The organism is Dialister sp., assembly GCF_047832375.1.
Taxonomy (GTDB): domain Bacteria; phylum Bacillota; class Negativicutes; order Veillonellales; family Dialisteraceae; genus Dialister.
Genome location: NZ_CP181256.1, coordinates 1,466,621 through 1,488,510 on the forward strand (window position 1 = coordinate 1,466,621; position 21,890 = coordinate 1,488,510).

The 21,890-nt window shown below is 55.2% G+C and carries 13 protein-coding genes, 1 tRNA gene and 1 other RNA gene; all 15 read right to left on the reverse strand.

All coding sequences use genetic code 11. The annotated features are described in order from the left end of the window. Positions 1-486: 486 nt before the first annotated feature. Positions 487-765, reverse strand: coding sequence for a DUF4160 domain-containing protein (locus tag ACFWUL_RS05885; protein WP_297021427.1), 279 nt, complete (start codon positions 763-765; stop codon positions 487-489). Positions 766-768: 3 nt separating this feature from the next. Next, the gene (locus ACFWUL_RS05890) at positions 769-990 is read right to left on the reverse strand and encodes a hypothetical protein (RefSeq protein ID WP_297021429.1); all 222 of its coding nucleotides are present in this window, start codon (positions 988-990) and stop codon (positions 769-771) included. Further along, entirely contained in the window at positions 983-1,237 is a 255-nt protein-coding gene (locus ACFWUL_RS05895) for a hypothetical protein (protein WP_416178097.1), read from the reverse strand. The genes ACFWUL_RS05890 and ACFWUL_RS05895 overlap by 8 nt, the downstream gene beginning before the upstream one ends. Positions 1,238-2,465: 1,228 nt before the next feature. Then, positions 2,466-2,811: RNase P RNA component class A (rnpB, locus tag ACFWUL_RS05900), an RNA gene on the reverse strand. Between the two features lie 332 nt (positions 2,812-3,143). After that, a complete protein-coding gene (locus ACFWUL_RS05905) occupies positions 3,144-4,190 on the reverse strand; it encodes a Nif3-like dinuclear metal center hexameric protein (RefSeq protein ID WP_416178098.1) in 1,047 nt (348 codons plus the stop codon). Continuing rightward, a complete protein-coding gene (locus ACFWUL_RS05910; RefSeq protein ID WP_416178099.1) occupies positions 4,187-4,870 on the reverse strand; it encodes a tRNA (adenine(22)-N(1))-methyltransferase in 684 nt (227 codons plus the stop codon). The genes ACFWUL_RS05905 and ACFWUL_RS05910 overlap by 4 nt, the downstream gene beginning before the upstream one ends. A 55-nt stretch (positions 4,871-4,925) precedes the next feature. Then, positions 4,926-5,002, reverse strand: a tRNA-Ile gene (locus tag ACFWUL_RS05915). Between the two features lie 2,288 nt (positions 5,003-7,290). Next, a complete protein-coding gene (rpoD, locus tag ACFWUL_RS05920; protein ID WP_416176694.1) occupies positions 7,291-8,421 on the reverse strand; it encodes an RNA polymerase sigma factor RpoD in 1,131 nt (376 codons plus the stop codon). 112 nt (positions 8,422-8,533) lie between these two features. Next, a complete protein-coding gene (dnaG, locus tag ACFWUL_RS05925; protein WP_416176695.1) occupies positions 8,534-10,330 on the reverse strand; it encodes a DNA primase in 1,797 nt (598 codons plus the stop codon). 962 nt (positions 10,331-11,292) lie between these two features. Continuing rightward, positions 11,293-12,021, reverse strand: coding sequence for an ATP-grasp domain-containing protein (locus ACFWUL_RS05930; protein ID WP_297023364.1), 729 nt, complete (start codon positions 12,019-12,021; stop codon positions 11,293-11,295). A 1,358-nt stretch (positions 12,022-13,379) separates the two neighbouring features. Then, positions 13,380-14,177 carry an undecaprenyl-diphosphate phosphatase gene (locus tag ACFWUL_RS05935; protein ID WP_416176696.1) on the reverse strand — a complete coding sequence of 266 codons (798 nt, stop codon included), beginning with the start codon at positions 14,175-14,177 and terminating at the stop codon, positions 13,380-13,382. Between the two features lie 21 nt (positions 14,178-14,198). Beyond that, a complete protein-coding gene (locus ACFWUL_RS05940) occupies positions 14,199-15,323 on the reverse strand; it encodes a hypothetical protein (RefSeq protein ID WP_416176697.1) in 1,125 nt (374 codons plus the stop codon). 2,728 nt (positions 15,324-18,051) lie between these two features. Next, positions 18,052-19,512, reverse strand: coding sequence for a glutamate--tRNA ligase (gene gltX, locus ACFWUL_RS05945; protein WP_416176698.1), 1,461 nt, complete (start codon positions 19,510-19,512; stop codon positions 18,052-18,054). Beyond that, a complete protein-coding gene (gene ispD / locus ACFWUL_RS05950) occupies positions 19,512-20,678 on the reverse strand; it encodes a 2-C-methyl-D-erythritol 4-phosphate cytidylyltransferase (protein ID WP_416176699.1) in 1,167 nt (388 codons plus the stop codon). Before ispD ends, gltX begins: the two co-directional genes overlap by 1 nt. Beyond that, a complete protein-coding gene (locus ACFWUL_RS05955; RefSeq protein WP_307743124.1) occupies positions 20,668-21,732 on the reverse strand; it encodes a PIN/TRAM domain-containing protein in 1,065 nt (354 codons plus the stop codon). The genes ispD and ACFWUL_RS05955 overlap by 11 nt, the downstream gene beginning before the upstream one ends. Between the last annotated feature and the right edge of the window lie 158 nt (positions 21,733-21,890).

A 21,890-nucleotide genomic window follows, 5' to 3' on the forward strand; every position in this document is an offset into this window, starting at 1 on the left:
CGCTATTGAGTAGTCCCCCTTTCTCAAAGGGGGATGTCACGAAGTGACAGAGGGATTCTGGTGGGTTTGCGGCGAAGCCGCGGGGACTCAATTCTCTTCACTCAAATCTCAATTCTTCTTTGACCCCCGTCACAGTCATTTACCAGAGAGATCTCTCGACTCCTCAAAGCTGTAGCTATTCTTATCAGTAGAATCACTTAGTATTCTTCCTCCGCTCGAGATGACGAGTTATGGTTAATGGGATATATCGTGTAATCAGTTTATGTCAATCCCAACTGCGGCGTCAGCCGCTCGCCCACCTCATGCCCCCGGTGCGAAGCACCCACAACCTGGTTGGCGAGCGCAGCGATGTCAACCCACCACCTTTATGAACCATCCACCTGTCTGGGGCATAAGTCATCCCGCATATCCCGCGGCGAAGCCGCTACCGGATGTTTAAAGTTTTTCCTGCACTAAAAAAGTGGCAGTTTTTACTGCCACTTCGGGTTATTTTTCATAGAAGCCATTTTCACTGTACTCAGCCCATTTCAGGTACATTTCTTTATAGTTTTCTTTTATAAAGGACTGGATTTTTTTGATCTCTCTATCATTAAGCAATCCTTTATTCTGCAATATGGAGTCCCCATTGGATTTAACAAAGAATTTTGCAGAACCCGCTTCCGTCAGCTTTCGATCACTTGCATGGACGTGCATGCATTCGATAATACAGAAAGAAGTGAAGTAAAGGTAATAACCAGCTATTTTAAATTCATAGTATTTTGGCATTGGTTATTCCTCCAGATTGTCCCGATTTCTTCTGAAATATTCCTTCACAATATCTATTTCTATATCGTCCATGGATGTCTCCAATACATCTCCGGTATTAGAAATCACCGCTGCTTTATCAGGGCGATTGAGATTCAGTATCCTATATCCGTGGTTGCATTTTGTAAACGCATAGCCATTGACAATCATATCCGCAAGGTCAGCAATCTTTTCAATATCAGGCATTCTCCAGTTTGACCTCCTTTATATTCTGCAAGAATTTTTCCGGTGAAATATAGAGGTCCTTCAGGATGGGAACCAGGTCGATGTATTCTTCTTCCGGCTGTGGGTTGTGTTTGTATTTCGCCATGACCACCAGGTAGCCGTGGTCCCATTCTTTGATGGCTGTATATCTTTCCAAAGAATAAGGCGCTTTAAAGCGAATCGTATAAGGACCATATCTGAAAATGGTGTAATGCTTCTCATTACCCAAACGAGCACATCCCATGGTTGTCACCGTCCTTCCTGCATACTTCTGCCTGCTCTCTTGTATTCATTATACAGAATCCCTCCTCTTTCGTCTAATACCTCCACTTCCACCTGTAAAAAGCGGGTCCGGCCCTGTGGGCAAATGAGATTGAGACCGAGGTCGAGGTCGAGGGGATTTGGCCCTGCGGGCCGGTCCCATCAGTTCCCATCAGCTAACTCCAGCCCCGTGGGGAAATTAGATCTAGTACCTAGGTCTAGATCTAGACGGATAGGCCCTGCGGGCCAGTTCCATCAAGTTTCCATCGGCTAACCCCAGCCCGGTGGGCAGCCCCTTCCCAAGGAAGGGGCCTCGGGATGAGTCAAAAGCACGTTATTGTGTAGAGTCTTTAGGATCCCAACTGCGGCTTCGCCGCGAACCGTTAGCCTCCTTCCTTGGGAAGGAGGTGGCGCCGCCAGGCGACGGAGGTTAGCTGTTGGAAGCGCCGCAGGCCGATTCTTTGCGGCGTCAGCCGCTATTGAGTAGTCCCCCTTTCTCAAAGGGGGATGTCACGAAGTGACAGAGGGATTCTGGTGGGTTTGCGGCGAAGCCGCGGGGACTCAATTCTCTTCACTCAAATCTCAATTCTTCTTTGACCCCCGTCACAGTCATTTACCAGAGAGATCTCTCGACTCCTCAAAGCTGTAGCTATTCTTATCAGTAGAATCACTTAGTATTCTTCCTCCGCTCGAGATGACGAGTTATGGTTAATGGGATATATCGTGTAATCAGTTTATGTCAATCCCAACTGCGGCGGAGCCGCTCGCCCACCTCATGCACCCGGTGCGTCAGCACCCACAACCCCACGGGGAAAGCGACTCACTGCATTCTCAGTCGCCTGCGGCTCCCTACAGCACGGCTATCAGCGACTCACGATGATTTGCGCGTCGCTACGCTCCTTCAAATCATGTTCGCTGCTGTGACTGCAGTTCGCTGCGCACCGGTTGGCGAGCGCAGCGATGCCAATCCACCACCTTTATGAACCATCCAACGGTACGGGACATCAGTTATCCGACATATTCTGCGGCGAAGCCGCTGACGTGTATCAGTAATGCGGCGCTATATGAATTGTGCGCCGCCACCACCACTCCTCACTCCTCACTCCTAACTCCTAACTATCCCAAAGCCCCCATACGTTCACACGCAAGCTCATGCGCATTAAAAAAGCAGACCCCCAAAGGTCTGCTTTCATTTCAAGGCGAGCATTCAATAAGCCGAGTTCTGTACCGTTTGCACGGTGATGATTATCTGTCTAGTCAGCCAATTGCTTGGCTGCTCAAGCGACGCAACCCGGAAGGTCAGCGGGCAGCCTCAACCCTTCCCTATTCGGTCTTGCTTCAGATGGGGTTTACCAAGCCAGCCGGTCTCCCGACTGCTGGTGCGCTCTTACCGCACCTTTCCACCCTTACCACTTGCGTGGCGGTCTCCTTTTCTATGGCACTTTCCCTGGGGTCACCCCCGCCGGACGTTATCCGGCATCCTGCCCTGCGAAGCTCGGACTTTCCTCACGCCTTACGGCCCGCAATCATCTTTCCTGCTCGCCAAGTACAGTATAGCATGGAGGGAGGGATATTTCAAGCGGCAATCGTGCGGCTGGCGGTCGTGCGTATGGGTGGGAGGTGACTGAAGGGGAACGCCTTCGGCGAGGTGGCTGAGGGGGAACGGGCTTCGCCCGAGGGGGTGGTGCGGCGCACAAATTAAATAGCGCCGCAGAGTATTGATTCAGCGGCTTTGCCGCGAAATACAAACTCCGTGCCGCTATATGAATTGACGCGGCACACCACCCCCCTTGGCCGCAGGCCATTCCCCTTCAGCCACTTTGCCCGCAGGGCATTCCCCCTCAGCCACTTTTCACCAAAATAGTCATAAACTCTCACACATGATCGAATACATCTCTAGCCTCACTGTCTTCCACCACTTCCAGGTCCCAGCCTTTTTCGGCGGCGGCCTGGCGGATGCGGCCTGCGAGGGCCGGGACGACGACCCGTTCTGTGTAGAAGTGGCCGGCGTCGGCGACGAGGAGGCCCATGCCGGCGGCGTCCTGGGCTTCGTGGTACTTCAGGTCCCCCGTCACGTAGAGGTCCGCCCCCTTCGCTTTGGCAAGGGACGCAAATTCGCTGCCTGCGCCGCCAAGGACGGCTACGGTATCCACGGTTCTCTCCGGATTTCCTGCATACCGGAGGACCGGGAGGCCAAGGCACTTTTTCACGTGCTCCAGGGCTTCCCTGCCGGTCATGGGATGGGGCAGGTGGCCCATGCGGCCCATGGTTTCGTGGCGCCCTCCGTTTTTCAGTTCGTAGAGGTCGTAGTGGATGGGGCCACAGATGGATTTCATTTCATCCAGGAGCTGTGGCAGCTTTTCCGAGGGCACGTTGAATTCCATTTTCCCTACCCTTGCGGCGTCGTCGAAGTCGCCCAGGAGGTAGAAGGTCTTCCCGATATCCGGGTATGCTTCCTTCACCCGGTAGTGGAATTCCTTGGCCTTCACGAAGGGGGCGTAGGCCGCAACTTTCATCATGGGACGGGTCTTTTCCGGCACGAAGCCTTTACAGTCCTGAAGGCCCAGGGCTCCGGCCAGGGCATCGTTCACGCCGCCTCTGGCGGTGTCGAGATTCGTGTGGGCAGCGAAGGACACGATGCGGCTTGTAATGAGTTTCCCGATAATGGCGCCCCGCCAGGAGGTGAGGTCCAGGGTGTGGATGGACTTAAAAAGGAAGGGATGGTGGGAAATAATCATGTTCACCCCGTGGGCGGCGGCGTATTCCACGTTTTCCGCCGTCACGTCCAGGGCAATGAGCACTTTCTTCACCGGTTCATTGGGATCCCCCACCTGGAGCCCCGGATGGTCCCAGCTTTCCGCCAGGTCCTGGGGTGCCCAGGTGTCCATGAGGTCCATCAGATCTTTTGCTGTGATGTTCATAAGAGTGCCTCCAGTCTTTTCTTCTCTTCCACCGCCTGGGCTCTTCTCAGTCGGTTTCTTTCATTGCTGCTGTCTTCTGCTACCCCGTTGATCAGGAAATCCCTCTTCCTGATGAGCTTTCGGATATGGAGGGGAAACAGGGGATGCTGCCGGTAGGCGGCGGTGACGCCGATTTCCCCCTCCAAAAGGGTGACGGGCTCCATTTCCCCCGGCGCTGCCAGGAACATTTCATAGAGCTGCCGGTCCTCCAGGGCCATTTCTTCTCGAAGAACCCGGAAATGGTGGGTAGAGAGGTACCGCTTCAGGTCCGCCACGTGGTTCTGGGGCTGCAGCACCAGCCACCGGAGGGCCTGGGCTTTGTCGATGTCAGCTTCCAGGATATCCCTCATCATGAGGCCTCCCATGCCGGCTATCACCACGCCGTCCACTTCCCCCTTTTCCAGGACCGAAAGGCCGCCGCCCAGACGGAGGGCGATGTCCTTCTCCCGGCCAACGCTTATGATATGCTCCCGGGCCCGCTCCAGGGGACCCCGGTTGATGTCGCAGGCAATGGCCCTTTCCACCTTCCCCTCCTCCAGGAGAGCCAGGGGCAGGTACCCGTGGTCCGTGCCGATGTCCGCCATGGATGTGGACTTCGGCACCAGGGATGCCACCTTTTCCAGCCGTTCTGTAAGCTTCACCGTTTTTCCTCCTATCAAAAAAGCCGGGCTGAAAAGCCCGGCTTCTATCCTTCATTGGTGGGCCCACCAGGACTCGAACCTGGGACCAGACGGTTATGAGCCGTCGGCTCTAACCAACTGAGCTATAGGCCCGGGATAGCACCAACTTATGATATTTTAACAGTAAATGATGTGTGAGTCAAGCGGCTTCACCGCTGGTGGCTGGGCGGCGTGCGGACAGATAGGGCTTTGAGCCTTGAGCGGGTCAGGCCCTTTGGGCCGGATGGTCACTACCACATGCAGTGGCTGGCGGTGTGGCTGTTAGACGATAGAAGATAGATGGAAGAAGATAGAGGATCCGCCTGCGGCACTTCCATCAGTTTCCATCAGCTAACCCCAGCCCGGTGGGCAGCCCCTTCCCGAGGAAGGGGCCTACTGCTGAGTCACTTTCGCGTTATTTGTGTAGAGTCGTCAGGAACCCATCTGCGGCTTCGCCGCGAATCGTTAGCCTCCTTCCCCGGGAAGGAGGTGGCGCCGAAGGCGACGGAGGTTAGCTGATGGTGCGCCGCAGGCTGATTCTTTGCGGCGGAGACGCGAATGAATAGTCCCCCTTTCTCAAAGGGGGATGTCACGAAGTGACAGAGGGATTCCGGTGGGTTTGCGGCGAAGCCGCGGGGCCTCAATTCTCTTCACTCAAATCTCAATTCTTCTTGAAATCCCGTCATAGTCATTTACCAGGGAGATCTCTCGACTCCTCGAAGCTGTAGCGGTTCTTATCAGTAGAGACACTCAGCATTCTACCACCGCTCGAGATGACGTTAGAGGGGTAGTGTCAGATCGTGTGGTGAAACCACTGAGGGGCAGCCTCCTTCCTTGGGAAGGCGAGGGTCCTGCAGAGGACCCTCGAGCCGGGCCCAAGTTGGCGCTTTTACTGCACATAAAAGCGCCTTCCTTTCAGGGCCCGGCAGGAATGATGTCTGCGCAGCAGACAGAGGGATTCTGATAGGTTTTGGCAATAAAGTTGGCCACAACAGCTGGCTGGCGAACCGGCTGTCAGACGATAGAAGATAGATGGAAGAAGATAGATGCCATCAGGCCCTTTGGGCCGAACCCATTAGAACCCATCACCATCTCTCAGCCCCGTGGGCAGCTCTCTTCTGGGAAGAGAGCCTTGTGCAGAGTCAGTTACACGTTTTGGGTGTAGAGTCATCAGAAACCAATCTGCGGCTCCGCCGCGGGACCTCAATTCTCTTCACTCAAATCTCAATTCTTCTTTGACCCCCGTCATAGTCAATTACCAGGGAGATCTCTCGACTCATCGTAGCTGTAGCGATTCTTGACTGCAGCGTCACTACTCCACTTACCACCGCTCGAGATGACGGGGTGTGGGTAGTGTCATAGTGCAGTGAAACCGCTGAGGAGTAGCCTCCTTCCCTGGGAAGGCGAGGATCCTGCAGAGGACCCTCGAGCCGGGCCCAGGTTAGTGCCTTTACTGCACACTAAGGCACCTTCCTTTCAGGGCCCGGCGGTGGCTGCGAAGCAGACGGAGGTTAGCTATTGGGTGCGCCACAGGCAGATAAGTTAGTCCCCCTTTCTCAAAGGGGGATGTCTGCGAAGCAGACAGAGGGATTCCAATGGGTTTTCTCATCATTGATTTAAATGACTTGTGCGCAGAACCCATCACCATCTCTCAGCCCCGTGGGCAGCTCTCTTCTGGGAAGAGAGCCTACTGCAGTGTCAATATCTCGTTTTTGGGACAGAGTCATCAGGAACCCTTCCGCGGCGAAGCCGCTATCGTGTATCATAAGGCGGCGCTATATATTCTGTGCGCCGCCACCTTCCCCTCAGTCACTTCAGTCACCTCAGCCACCTTAGACACCCCTTGCCGCAGGTTGATAGGTTAGTCCCCCTTTTCCAAAGGGGGATGTCTGCGCAGCAGGCAGAGGGATTCTGATAGGTTTTGGCGATAAAGTTGGCCACAACAGCTGGCTGGCGATCCGGCTGTCAGACGATAGAAGATAGATGGAAGAAGATAGATGCCATCAGGCCCTTTGGGCCGAACCCATTAGAACCCATCACCATCTCTCAGCCCCGTGGGCAGCTCTCTTCTGGGAAGAGAGCCTTGTGCAGAGTCAGTTACACGTTTTGGGTGTAGAGTCATCAGAAACCAATCTGCGGCTCCGCCGCGGGACCTCAATTCTCTTCACTCAAATCTCAATTCTTCTTTGACCCCCGTCATAGTCAATTACCAGGGAGATCTCTCGACTCTTCGTAGCTGTAGCTATTCTTAACAGTAGAGTCACTCACCCGTTTACCACCGCTCGAGATGACGGGGTGTGGGTAATGTCAATAGAAATGTCAACGCAGTTGCGAATCTACTCGATCTCGATCTCACCAGCGCCGCCACCTTCCCCCTCAGTCACTTCAGCCACCTTAGCCACTCACTGATTCATCAGGTTTCTCGCCGATTTCTTGAGTTTCTGCAGGGCCTTGCCTTCGATCTGGCGGATCCTTTCCCTGGTGACGTCGAAGTAACGGCCCACTTCTTCCAGGGTCCTGGTCCTTCCGTCTTTCAGGCCGAAACGGAGTTCCAGGACCTGCCGTTCCCGTTCGGTGAGGCCGTTCAGGAGTTCGTCGATCTGTTCCCTGAGGAGTATGGAGCCTGCCGCGTCGTCGGTGGCGATGGCTTCGTGGTCTTCGATGAAGTCTCCCAGGTGGGAGTCTTCTTTTTCACCGATCGGCGTTTCCAGGGAGATGGGGTCCTGGGCGATTTTCTTGACTTCCCGGATCTTGCCTACGGACACGCCCATGGCTTTGGCCAGTTCTTCATTCGTGGCTTCTCTCCCCTTTTCCTGGAGGAGCTGCCGGGAGATGCGGTTCATTTTATTGATGGTTTCCACCATGTGCACCGGCACCCGGATGGTCCTGGCCTGGTCGGCGATGGCTCTCGTGATGGCCTGGCGGATCCACCAGGTGGCGTAGGTGGAGAATTTGTATCCCTTGGTGTAGTCGAATTTGTCCACGGCCTTCAGGAGGCCCAGGTTCCCTTCCTGGATGAGGTCCAGGAACTGGAGTCCCCGACCCAGGTATTTCTTCGCGATGGATACCACGAGGCGAAGGTTCCGGTCCGCCAGTTCCTGTTTTGCGTCTTTGGCGGCTTTCTTATCTTCTTCCGTGGCGTCTTCGGCGCTGCCCCGGGCTACGGTCTTGGCCAGTTTCACTTCTTCTTCGCTGTCCAGGAGTTTCAGTGCCCCGATTTCCTTCAGGTACATTTTCACCGGGTCGTCGATGGCCACGGAGTTATCGAAGTCCGGTACCGGCTCTGCCGCCCGTTCCGGCTCTTCTTCTTCCTCTTCTTCCGAAAAATCCATGTCCTCGTCGGATACGTCCATGTCGAAGTCCACTTCGTAGTGGTCATCATGGAGCGCGGCGTAGAGGTTCGAAAGTTCTTCTTCCCCCAGATTCTTCTCGGAAATGAGGTCCATAATGTCCTTGTTCGCAATGACACCGTTCCTGGATTTCTTTTTCAGTTCTTCTATCCAACCGGTTAACTCATTTTTCTGCTCTGCCATAGCGTTTTCCCCCCTCCTGGAAAGGCTGGTAATCTGAATTCTCTGAAAGGCCGCTCCCAGGCTTCATGCCCCTGCCTGGGATGGCTGCATGCTGTACGGAACCGGGAAAACGTCATCGTTTCCCGAGGTTCAGGATTTCTTTTGTCAGTCTGATGCAAAGCAACTGTTCTTCTTTTGCTTTTTCCGGATCACTGTTCATGAGCTCCTGGGCTTTCTGGGTGTGAATCCGATATTCCTCCTGCAGATAAATTTTCTTCATGGGCCAGATGTATTCTTCCTTCGGTATGGAGCCCGGCTGGTCTCCGTCCATGAGGAGACGGGCCAGTTTCTCGATGTCCTCCCGCTCCAGTTTCCCTTCCACCGCTTCCCTTGTAATGGGAATCCCCGCGGAGGAGAGATCCTGGAAGACAGCGTAGAGGCGCTTGTGGAACTCATCGGCGAACTTATAGTTCACAAGCTCCTCCACTCCCTCCGGCAGCCGGTGGGAGTGGAGGCAGAATTTCAGGAGTCCCGCCTCCAGGAGCCGCTGCTTTTTCGTGAGGGGGCTCAGGGTGACCTCTTCCTTTTCCAGGGGCACCTTCTGGGAAATATAGACGTTGGACTTGTTTTTCCTCGCGTACACCAGGGCTTCGCTCCGGATCATGCCTTCGTCCATGTGCATGGCTCTCGCCATTTTACGGATGAAGGAATTCAGCTGGAACGCGTCCCCCGCGTCCAGAAGGATGGAGAACATTTCATCCAGTATGTGGTGCTGGCCGTCCAGGGTGGTGCTGTCGTAGGTCTTCAGCAGGGAATGGAAGAGGAAATCCATAGCCGGCTCCGCCTGGTTCACCGCTTCCAGGTACGCGTCGCCGCCGTGAAGGTTCACGAATTCATCGGGGTCCTTCCCCTCTCCCAGATGCACCACCCGGAGTTTCAGTCCCACGGACCCGGCAATCTGGAGGGCCCGTTTCGTGGCGTTCTGGCCGGCGGCATCCATGTCGTAGCTGAAGACCACTTCGTCCGCGTATTTCTTCAGGAGCCGGGCCTGCTCGATGGTAAAGGCGGTGCCCAGGGAGGCCACGGCGTTCGTTACCCCATGGGCGTGAAGGGAAATGGCATCCATGTACCCCTCCACCATGATGGCCTGCCGTTTCGCCCGGATCGTGGGCAGGGCCTGGTAAATGGCGAAGAGGAGCCGCCGTTTGTTGAAAATCGGGGTTTCCGGGGAGTTCAGGTATTTCGGCTTGCTGTCATCCATGACCCGGCCGCCGAAGGCCACGATCTTCCCCCGGAGATTCCAGATAGGAAACATGCAGCGGTTCCGGAAAACGTCATAGATGCGTCCGTTCTTCTCGGCACAGAGACCGCTGGTAAGGAGAACCTTCGGAGATATATTTTTCTTCGTGGTGAAGTCCCGGAACAGTTTCTGCCAGTCCGGCGGTGCAAAGCCGAGCTTGAACTTCTCAATGGTCTCCGCCGTCAGGTGGCGCTTGGCGAAGTAGGCCTGCCCCGCCTTGCCCATCTGGGTCTTCGTGAGGCAGTTGTGGAAATAGTTGCCCGCCAGCTCCGTCACTTCGTAAAGGGACTGGTCCATGGCAGCCCGGGCTCTCTGCTCCGCCGTTTCCTCTTCCTTCGGGATTTCCATGTGGGCGTAGTCCGCCAGCTTCTCCACGGCCTCCATGAAGGTGAGGTTTTCCATTTTCTCCAGAAACGTAATGGCGTCGCCGCTGGCGTGGCAGCCGAAACAGTAGTAGAACCCCTTGTCCGGGGACACCGCAAAGGAAGGCGTCCTCTCGGGACCATGGAATGGACAGGAGGCCATGTAGTAACGGCCATGTTTCTTCAGCTCCACGTAGGAGCCGATGAGGTCCACCAGGTTGATACTGTCTTTCAGCCGCTGAAGAAATTCATTATCAAATGAAGCCAAGAGTCCTCCTTGTGGGGTATGAAAACAAATGGTTGAATGATTGAAACTGTATGTCGGTGAAGTTAGGAGTGAGGAGTGAGGAGTGGCGCATCAGATTATGTGGCGCCGCAGAGTTTATATTTGGGTGGCTGGCGGGCGTGGGAACGTATGAGGGCATTGAGCCTTCAGCCTTGAGCCTTGAGCTGGACAGGCCCTGCGGGCCGGATTCGCCTGCGGCGAATCAGTAGCTAGTGGCTAGGTCTAGTGGCTAGTCGATCAGGCCCTGTGGGCCGGGTGACGGATGGGTAAGTGTGCGGCCATACCGGCGGGGGCTTCTAGCTGCTAGCTGTTAGCTTCCAGGAAAGCTGGTCAGCCTGCGGCGCATCCATCCTGCGGCTTTGCCGCGCCCCTTCTCTAAGGGGCTGCATGTTTGGGGATGTCTCACAAGGAGCGTCAACCCTTCGATCGAGGTTTTCGGTAAGCAAGTGCCCCCTTAGAGATGGAGGTCCTGCATAGGACCTCCAAGTTTGGCCTGAATACAAAAGGCGCTTAGCCTGCCCATCAAAGCGCCTTCCTTTTAGGCCAAACGGGGGCAGGCCAAAGGCCAGGGGATGGATGCGCCGCAGGCTGACAATCTCGATCTCGGCCTCGACCTCGATCTCGTTTGACGGATGTCAGCTGTTGAGAGCGCCGCAGGCGAATCAGCTTTCCTGGCAGCTAGAAGCTAAAAGCCAGAAGCCCTGGCACGATCACACGGCGTCCAGCCACATGACATCCGCGGCGGAGCCGCTATGGTGTATCATAAGGCGGCGCTTTATGAATTGTGCGCCGCCACCACCACTCCTCACTCCTAACTCCTCACTCCTCACTTTTCGCTTACTTTCCCTCCACCCGTGTGGCCTGCCATTCTCTCACTGAGAAAGAAAGCACCGACTGACTGAAAATACGAATTGTTCTTCCATCATCGGTGCTGTCAATTGGAGTCAGGTGGCGGGAACGGCGGATTTCGTCAGTTCCTGCCAGCGGGCTGCCAGAATATTCATATAAAGTTTCGGCGAAAGTCCGAAGCTGGCCAGGGAATAGCCATCGCTCACTTCCACCAGGAGGGTCCTGCCGTCGTCGGTGATGCCGAAGTCGATGGCGTATCCTGCGGGGGCTGATGTATAGGCCTTTACCGCTTTCTCCAGGACCTTCGGGTCCGGGAATACATCCCACCGTCCTTTGTAGGGGGTGAGGCCCAGAATGGTTCCATGGAGCACCCAGAGACGCCATTCGGAGACGAAGCGCACTTTTTCACTGCACCATACGTCGATGTCCTCCAGGCCGCCGCCCAGTTTGATGAGGTCCTCCGACTTGTCCAGCACCGTGCCCCGGAACCGTTTGATGTCTTCCACGGGCTTCACGAATACGTGCCAGTCTTCGGGATGGCTGGTGATGGTAAAGAGAGTGGATTTCCAGATCTTCCGGCCCGTAAAGGGAAGAAGTTCATCGGGATAGTCCAGGGGCTCCAGTTTCACGCCGAACCGTTCCAGCGCCACCCTCACATCATCCACAGTACCCACTACCGGGTCGGACGGTGTATTTTCGGTGAGGGAATAGACGGCTTTATATTTCACCACAGGAATGCCGAGGTCCTTGCATCCGGTGTAGGCATAATAACAGCTGGGGTCAAAGAACTCTCCTGTATGTCTGATGCGGATATACGCCTTCATCCAATTTCTCCATTCAACTAAAGAAAAATACACTGCTACAAATGTAATGATACCATGTTCCTCCTTTTTTTGCCAGTCCCGTACTGTGAGATGAGATCAAGACCGAGGTCGAGGAAATTCGCCTGCGGCGCCATGTGGCTGGGCGACGTGTGAACAGTTGAGGCCTTGAGCCTTCAGCCTTCAGCCTTCAGCCTTCAGCCTTGAGCTTGTCCGGCCCTGCGGGCCGGATGGCGAGTGGTTGGGTGCCATGCGAACGGATGGGGGCTTCTAGCTGCTAGCTTTTAGCTTCCAGGAAAGCCGGTTTGCCTGCGGCGGATCCATCCCCTGCCCTTTGGGCTGCCCCCTTCTCTAAGGGGGCACTTGCTTACCGAAAACCTCGATCGAAGGGTTGACGCTCCTTGTGAGACATCCCCAAACATGCAGCCCCTTAGAGAAGGGGCGCGGCAAAGCCGCAGGATGGATGCGCCGCAGGCTGACAATCTCGATCTCGGTCTCGGCCTCGATCTCGTTTGACAGAGGTTAGCTGATGGGTGCGCCGCAGGCTGTTCGGTTGCGGCGCCAGCCGATAATGAAAAAGTCCCCCTTTTCCAAAGGGGGATGTCTGCGCAGCAGACAGAGGGATTCTGATGGGTTCTCTCACTTTCGATTTAAATGGCCTGTACGGCAGAACCGATAACCATCTCTCAGCCGTTGGCAGCTCTCTTCTGGGAAGAGAGCCTACTGCAGTGTCAGTAGCCCGTTTTTGGGACAGAGTCTTTAGGATTCCATCTGCGGCGAAGCCGCTATCGTGTATCATAAGGCGGCGCTATATATTCTGTGCGCCGCCACCACCCCCTCAGTCACTTCAGTCACCTCAGCCACCTCAGTCACCCCTTGCCGCAGGCGGATAGTTTAGTCCCCCTTTCTCAAAGGGGGATGTCTGCGAAGCAGACAGAGGGATTCTGGTGGGTCTGCGGCAAAGCCGCGGGGCCTCAATTCTCTTCACTCAAATCTCAATTCTTCCTGAAACCCCCGTCGCAGTCATTTACCAGGGAGATCTCTCGACTCTTCGTAGCTGTAGCTATTCTTAACAGTAGAGTCACTCACCCGTTTACCACCGCTCGAGATGACGGGGTGTGGGTAATGTCAATAGAAATGTCAACGCAGTTGCGAATCTACTCGATCTCGGTCTCTATCTCGATCTCACCAGCGCCGCCACCTTCCCCTCAGCCACCTCAGCCACTTCAGCCACCTTAGCCACCCATTGCCGCAGGCCGGTCCGCTCAAGGCTGAAGGCTCCACATGGCCGCATGACGCTCACTCCAATCAAAAAAGCCGTGAAAATGATTTCTCATTTTCACGGCTATCCTATCAGACGATTACCAGAAATACACCAGGGCGAAGGCGGCCACGAAGAAGCGGTAGATGGCGAAGCCTGTCAGTGTGGAGGTATTCAGGAATTTCAGGAACCAGAGGATGGAGGCGTAGGCCACCACAAAGGCGGTGACGAAGCCCACGGCCAGGACGCCCAGGTCTCCGAAGGACAGGTTTTCAATGACCTTCAGGAGGTCGTAGAAGCAGGCCAGGAACATGAGGGGCACCGCCATGATGAAGGTGAAGTCGGCGCCGGCCTTCCGGGAGATACCGAGGAGCAGGCTGCCTGCGATGGTGCTGCCGCTCCGAGAGAAGCCGGGCCACAGGGACAGGCACTGGAAGAGGCCGATGATGAAGGACTGTCTCGTATTGATCTTGTCCACATCGGTAATGGCGAAGGGTTTCCCCTTTCTCGTCTTTTCCGCCACGATCATGAAGATCCCCCCAAGCACGAGGCCGATGATGACGGTGGTGGGGCTGAACAGTTTATGTTTGATGAAGCCGTGGAACAGAAGGCCCATGAGGCAGGCCGGGAACATGGCTACGCACAGGTTGAATACGGAAGGTCCCTTCCTGCGGAACCAGTGATGGGTATTCAGGATATAGGTAAATTTATCGTGGTACACCACCAGCACCGACAGGATGGCGCCGAGCTGGATAAACACGTCGAACAGGTCCGCCAGGGGTCCTTCGAAGCCCAGCATGTGGCCTACGATGATCATATGGCCCGTGGAGGATACAGGGATGTATTCCGTAAGCCCTTCTACAATACCGACAATTAACGCACAGAAATATTCGTACATCTAACACCTCTGACTCAGGAGTCACCGGTTGGGATTCACGGCGCTCACGAAGCCTTCTAATTTATTCTTTACAAAATTAATTATGAGCACATGGCTTTTCCCTTTGGAAAAGTAAATATAGGACGTTTTCGGTTCGCTGCCGGACACATCCATTTCGATGCGGTGGGGTTTCCCATAGACCAGGTCCACCGTGGACACGTCGTCCCCCAGGGCAATGCCCCGTGGCGTCACCATCCGGGTGTCCGTGAGGAAAAGGGCGGAAATGAGGCGGCTCTTCGCGGTAAGACGCACCGCATAGCCCGAGTAATACCAGATTTCCTCCCGGGGATTGGCCATTTTCTTTTCCCATTCTTCGAAATTGTGGGAGGTGAACTGTTTTCCCAGTTCGTAGCCGGCGATATGGAAATCCCGCTCCGGCAGGAAGGATTTGCCCTTCACGTCTTCATAGGACGTCGGCGGCTGTTTTTCTTTATTTTCCAGGACCTTCATGGAAATCCGGGAGACCCTGTCCTTTTCCAGGGCAAAAGAAATTTCTTTCTTCCCCATGGTATAGACCAGGAAGAACTCCTTATTTTCCCCATCCCAGAAAACCTGGGACGGCCGGCCATAGCGGCGGAGCACGTTTTCCCGGCTGCTGCCCACATGGATGTCCCGATGGGTCATGTATTTTTCCCCGGCCACCCTGATTTCTGTGATGCCTTTCCCCGGTAGGTCAAAGTCCGAAGGCAGGTCCTTCCGGTGGGAGTAGTCCTGGAGCAGGGAAATATAGCCCCTGGCTTCGATTCCCTCCCAGCCGTAGATGTCCATGGTATTGCTGTGGGAAATGGTCTCCGCCTTCCCCCAGCCCTTCTCCGCCTGGCCAAAGGAATCCCCCAGCTTCACAGATTTCACGGTGAAATCGGCGTCCTTCAAAGCGGAACCATCGAGGGAAAGGAGGGGCTCCTTCTCGGCATCCTTCTTTTCCGTCTCCTTCTTCTCCCCTGCCTTATCCTTAGAAGCGGCGGGAGAACCGGTGCCGGAAGAAGCGATCCCTGTCCCCTGCCCCGCAGAAACGGCAGGAGCCGCCTCCACTCCCATAGAGCCACACGAAAAGATGAAGCCAGAAAGCAAAGCAGCAATGACAGCTATTTTCACCGTATTTTTCATAGACAGCCTCCTCCGGTAACCAAATCCATACCTGTTTATTATGCTAGTATTGCTTACTCCTGTCAAGGATAGAATGGAAAATGGAAACAATACGTAAGAAAGTGTTTATATAAAGTTTAGGGGGGAGTGGCTGGCATGCGTGCGACCGGGCGTGGGCATTGAGCCTTCAGCCTTGAGCCTTGAGCGGGTCAGGCCCTCTGGGCCGGATGACGGGTGAATGGGTTTTCGGCCACAATGGCCGGGGCTTCCAGCTGCCAGCGGCTGGCTTTCAGGAAAGCTGGTCAGCCAGCGGCGCATCCATCCCATCTGTACCCATGAATCCATCCTGCGGCTTTGCCGCGCCCCTTCTCTAAAGGGCTGCATGTTTGGGGATGTCTCACAAGGAGCGTCAACCCTTCGATCGAGGCTTTCGGTAATCAAGTGCCCCCTTAGAGATGGAGGTCCTGCATAGGACCTCCAAGTTTGGCCTGAATACAAAAGGCGCTTAGCCTGCCCATCAAAGCGCCTTCCTTTTAGGCCAAACGGGGGCAGGCCAAAGGCCAGGGGATGGATGCGCCGCAGGCTGATAATCTCGATCTCGGTCTCGACCTCGATCTCGTTTGACGGAGGTTAGCTGATGAAGCGCCGCAGGCTGATTTTATGCGGCGCTAGCCGCGAATGAGTAGTCCCCCTTTCTCAAAGGGGGATGTCACGAAGTGACAGAGGGATTCTGGTGGGTTTGCGGCGAAGCCGCGGGACCTCAAATCTCAACTCTCTTTCCTCAACTCTTTCTTTGAACCCCCGTCACAGTCATTTACCAGGGAGATCTCTCGACTCCTCGTAGCTGTAGCGATTCTTATCAGTAGAGACACTTAGCATGCTGCCACCGCTCGAGATGACGTTAGAGGGGAAGTGTCAGATCGTGAAGTAAGACCGCTGATGGGTAGCCCGCTGATGGGTAGCCTCCTTCCCCGGGAAGGCGAGGGTCCTGCAGCGGACCCTCGAGCCGGGCCCAAGTTGGTGCCTTTACTGCACAATAAGACGCCTTCCTTTTAGGGCCCGGCGGTGGCTGCGAAGCAGACGGAGGTTAGCTGTTGGATGCGCCGCAGGCGGATTTTATGCGGCGCTAGCCGCGAATGGGTAGTCCCCCTTTCCCAAAGGGGGATGTCACGAAGTGACAGAGGGATTCTGATGGGTCTGCGGCGAAGCCGCTGGACCTCAATTCTCTTTACTCAAGCCTCAATTCTTCTGAAAACCTCATCATAGTCATCTACCAGAGAGATCTCTCGACTCATCGAAGCTGTAGCGATTCTTATCAGTAGAGTCACTCAGCATTCTTCCTCCGCTCGAGATGACGGTTTGGGTGTAGTGTCAGGTAGTGCAGTGAATGAGCTAACCGTTAGCCTCCTTCCCTGGGAAGGCGAGGTGTCCTGCATAGGACCCTCGAGCCGGGCCCAAGTTGGCGCTTTTTCTGCACATTAAAGCGCCTTCCTTTCAGGGCCCGGCGGTGGCGCCGAAGGCTACGGAGGTTAGCTGATGGAACTCCGCAGGCTGATTTTATGCGGCGCTAGCCGCCAATGAAAAGTTCCCCTTTTTCAAAGGGGGATGTCACGAAGTGACAGAGGGATTCTGGTGGGTTTGCGGCGAAGCCGCGGGACCTCAAATCTCAACTCTCTTTCCTCAACTCTTTCTTTGAACCCCCGTCACAGTCATTTACCAGGGAGATCTCTCGACTCCTCGTAGCTGTAGCGATTCTTATCAGTAGAGACACTTAGCATGCTGCCACCGCTCGAGATGACGTTAGAGGGGAAGTGTCAGATCGTGAAGTAAGACCGCTGATGGGTAGCCTCCTTCCCCGGGAAGGCGAGGGTCCTGCAGCGGACCCTCGAGCCGGGCCCAAGTTGGTGCCTTTACTGCACAATAAGACGCCTTCCTTTTAGGGCCCGGCGGTGGCTGCGAAGCAGACGGAGGTTAGCTGTTGGATGCGCCGCAGGCGGATTTTATGCGGCGCTAGCCGCGAATGGGTAGTCCCCCTTTCCCAAAGGGGGATGTCACGAAGTGACAGAGGGATTCTGATGGGTCTGCGGCGAAGCCGCTGGACCTCAATTCTCTTTACTCAAGCCTCAATTCTTCTGAAAACCTCATCATAGTCATCTACCAGAGAGATCTCTCGACTCATCGAAGCTGTAGCGATTCTTATCAGTAGAGTCACTCAGCATTCTTCCTCCGCTCGAGATGACGGTTTGGGTGTAGTGTCAGGTAGTGCAGTGAATGAGCTAACCGTTAGCCTCCTTCCCTGGGAAGGCGAGGTGTCCTGCATAGGACCCTCGAGCCGGGCCCAAGTTGGCGCTTTTTCTGCACATTAAAGCGCCTTCCTTTCAGGGCCCGGCGGTGGCGCCGAAGGCTACGGAGGTTAGCTGATGGGTGCGCCGCAGGCTGACAATCTCGATCTCGGTCTCAGCCTCGATCTCATCCAGGGGCACTCGCTGACGAATAGTCTCACAAAGGTAATATCTATATGTCAAGTAATCCGTACCCATGCAGCCTCTTAGCAACGCCACAGGATGGATGCGGCGGAGCCGCTATCGTATTTCATAAGGCGGCGCTTCCAAATTTGTGCGCCGCCACCACCACTCCTCACTCCTCACTCCTCACTCCTCATTCCTAACTATTCCAAAGCCACGGTCCGTACGCACGACGCCTACTCACCCCAACAAAAAAGCCCCTTTCGGGGCTTTTTTGTCAATTATCAGCAGTATTTCAGGCTGTCCTGGAGGCGGGAGAGGGATTTTTCTCTTCCAAAGAGGGCCATCATTTCATAGAGGCCCGGGCCTTTGGTGACGCCGGTCAATGCAATGCGGACCGGTTCGAAGGCGGCTTTGCCTTTGATGCCTGTTTCTTTCATGAGGGCGGAGAAGCATTTCTTGATGGACTGTTCGTCGAATGTTTCCAGTCCCTTCAGAGCTTCCGCGAATTTACGGATGATTTCGCCGCTTGTTTCCTGTTTCATGATTTCCAGGGCTTCGGGGTCTGTCACTTCCGGCAGGTCTTCGAAGAAGAGTTTCACGTTCTCCGGAGCCTGGGCGCCGTAGTAGAGGTGGTCACGGACGTACCAGACCACCTTTGTGAGCCAGTCTTTCTGTTCCGCGGAGAGGGGGCTCTTCACATAGCCCGCTTTTTCGATGAACGGGAGTGTCAGGTCCAGCAGGGCTTCGGGGGACAGTTTCTTCATGTACTGGAAGTTGATCCAGTTCAGTTTTTCGATGTCAAAGACCGCGTCGTTGGAGGAAACCCGTTTCATGGAGAACTGTTTGATCAGTTCTTCCCGGGTGAAGATTTCCTGCTCTCCCTTGGGAGCCCAGCCGAGGAGGGCCAGGTAGTTCACCATGGCGTCGGGGAGGTAGCCCATGTTCTTGTATTCGAAGACGGAGGTAGCGCCGTGGCGTTTGCTCATCTTCTTGTGGTCAGCACCGAGGATCAGGGAAATGTGGCCGAACCGGGGGATCGGATAGCCCAGGGCTTCGTAGATGGCCAGCTGGCGGGGGGTGTTGGACAGGTGTTCTTCGGCCCGGATGACGTCGGTAACGCCCATGAGAGAGTCATCGATGACTACGGCAAAGTTGTACACCGGAATGCCGTCGGATTTCACGATGATGAAGTCCCCTACGTTGGCTGCCTGGAATTCCACGTGGCCGCGGACCATGTCATCGAAGGCAAAGACCCCGTCCTTACGGACTTTGAGGCGGATAACCGGCTTCCTGCCTTCTGCCTTGTATTGGGCGATCTGTTCTTCTGTCAGGTGGCGGCAGTGGTCGTCGTATACCGGGGTCTGGCCGGCAGCGACCTGTTTCTTCCGGCTTTCTTCCAGTTCTTCTTCGCTGCAGTAGCAGTAGTAAGCCTTTCCTTCGTCCAGGAGGCGCTGTACTTCTTTCTTGTAGATGTCAAGCCGTTCTGTCTGGCGGTAGGGACCGTTCGGGCCGCCCACATCGATGCCTTCGTCCCAGTTGAGACCCAGCCATTTCAGGGAAGCTTTGATATTTTCTTCCGATTCCCGGGAGGAACGCTTCAGGTCCGTATCTTCGATGCGGACGAGGAACGTGCCGCCGGCATGGCGGGCTACGAGCCAGTTAAATAAAGCGGAGCGGGCGCCGCCGATATGGAACGGGCCTGTGGGGCTTGGTGCAAAACGGACTTTCAGTTTCTTTTCCATTAGTTACTCCTCCTGAATACGATGGCGGAAGCCATGGCCGCGATTCCTTCCCTGCGGCCTACAGCTCCCAGTTTTTCATTGGTTGTTGCTTTGATACCCACGTCCATGGGCAATATATCCAATATGCCGGCGATTCTTTCTTTCATGGCCGGAATATACTGGGCAAGTTTTGGCTTTTCGGCTATCACCGTGGAATCGATATTTCCTACGGCATACCCCTCTTTTTCGATGATTTCCTTCACTTCTGCCAGGAGGCGGCTGCTGTCGGCGCCTTCGAAGCGGTCATCGGTATCGGGGAAATAGTGGCCGATATCCGGAAGCCCGCAGGCTCCCAGGAGGGCATCCATGATGGCATGAAGCAGCACGTCGGCGTCGGAGTGGCCCAGAAGCCCTCCGGTATCGGAAATCTTAAGGCCACCGAGATACAGGGGCCGGCTGTCATCGAACCGGTGGATATCGTAGCCCTGGCCCACCCGGAAGGGGCAGCGGTCTTTCCGGAGCATCTGCCCCAGCCGCTCCATGTCTTCGGGGGTGGTGACTTTGAAGAACCGTTCCTTCCCCGGAATGAGCTGCACCGGCACCCCCAGTTTTTCAAGCACCGACGCATCGTCGGTGAAGGTGCCGCCTTTAGCGAGGAAATCTACGGCCCGCTGGAACAGGTCCGTCAGGGCGCCCTGGGGGGTCTGGGCCCGGAAAAGGGTGCTCCGTTCCGGCGTTTCCACGATATGTCCCTCCTCCACCTTCTTGATGGTGTCGATGCAGGGCACCCCCACCGCCACGGCAGGGTTTTCATCGGAAATGGCCCGGAAGGCCTCATCGATGGTTTCCCCATCCACCAACGGCCTGGCGCCGTCGTGGACCAGGACCTTGTCGGAATCCCTGGACACCAGGGAGAATCCGTTCTTCACGGACCCCGCCCGGTCTTCTCCGCCATTGGCGAAGAGTACTTTCACCCTGTGGGGAATGGAAGAAACGATGGACTCAAAAACGGGCCGTTCCTCGGGCTTCGTCACGATGACCAGTTCCGAAAGGAGATGGCTCTTGAATACGTTTCTCAGGGTGTAGTAAATCAAAGGGTGGCCTTCGCAGGTAAGGAGGAGCTTGTTCAGGGATGCCTGCATGCGGCTCCCGCTCCCTGCGGCCACCAGTATAAGACTATTGATCATTGTCATCCAGCTTTGCAAAAATCATTTTTCCTGCGGAGGTCTGCAGGACAGACGTAATAATGACGGGCACTTCCTTGCCGATGGCATGGCTGCCGTTTTCCACCACGATCATGGTGCCGTCTTCCAGGTACGCCACGCCCTGGTCTTCTTCCTTCCCCTGCTTCACGAGCTGCACGAAGAGCTGCTCCCCAGGGATTACCGCCGGCTTCAGGGCAATGGCCAGGTCATTGATATTGAGGACGCTCACCCCCTGGAGCTCTGCCACCTTGTTCAGGTTGTAATCGTTGGTGACGATTTTGTACCCCTTCTGCCGGGCCAGCTTCACCAGCTTCGAATCCACTTCCGTCATGTCTTCGAAATCATCGGTGATGATGTGGAAATCTTTGCTGTTCTTCTTGATGTGGTTCAGGATATCGAGACCCCGGCGGCCCCGGTTCCGCTTCAGCACGTCGGAGCTGTCGGCAATCTTCTGGAGTTCCTCCAGCACGAATACCGGCACATAGAGAGGCCCTTCCAGGAAGCCGGTCTTATAGATATCTGCGATACGGCCATCGATGATGATGTTCGTATCCAGCAGCTTTCCTTCCTTCTTTGCCTTCCCCTTCTTCCGGTCCGTTTCCGCATGGAGATGGAGCCAGCTGGCCATTTCCGATTTCTTGGAAACCGCCAGGTGCATGCCCAGGTAGCCCAGGATAATGCTCAGGGCCACGGATACGTAGGGTCCGATGTAGGGCACACTGATGAAGGCCAGGCCCACCAGGTTCGCAATGATGAGGCCCAGGAACAGGCCCAGGGTGCCGGCGATGAGGTCCTGCACCGACATGGAAGCCAGGGACTTTTCCACCTTCGACGTGAAGGCGAACAGGCACCGGTTCAGGTACGGCGAAACGAAGCAGCCGAAAATAGCGCCCAATATGCCGCCAAGAAGCATGGCGCCCAGGGACATAAAGGTGACGCCAAGAATGGTCTCCGTCAGAATCGAATTCGGCAGGAGCGCAGCCAGTACAGTCTCTCCCTGTCTGGATAAAACGATACCAAGAACAGTAAAGAGCAATATGAATATTCCTCTTAATATTTTTTCCGGCATCTTACAATTCCTCTGTTATAAATCCCATTTAAAGAAAATCATCCAATCTCAATGATAGTAACTATAAAAATCCACGCCTCCACGAGGGCAGGATAATGTAAACGCTTTTTCATCATTTAATTATA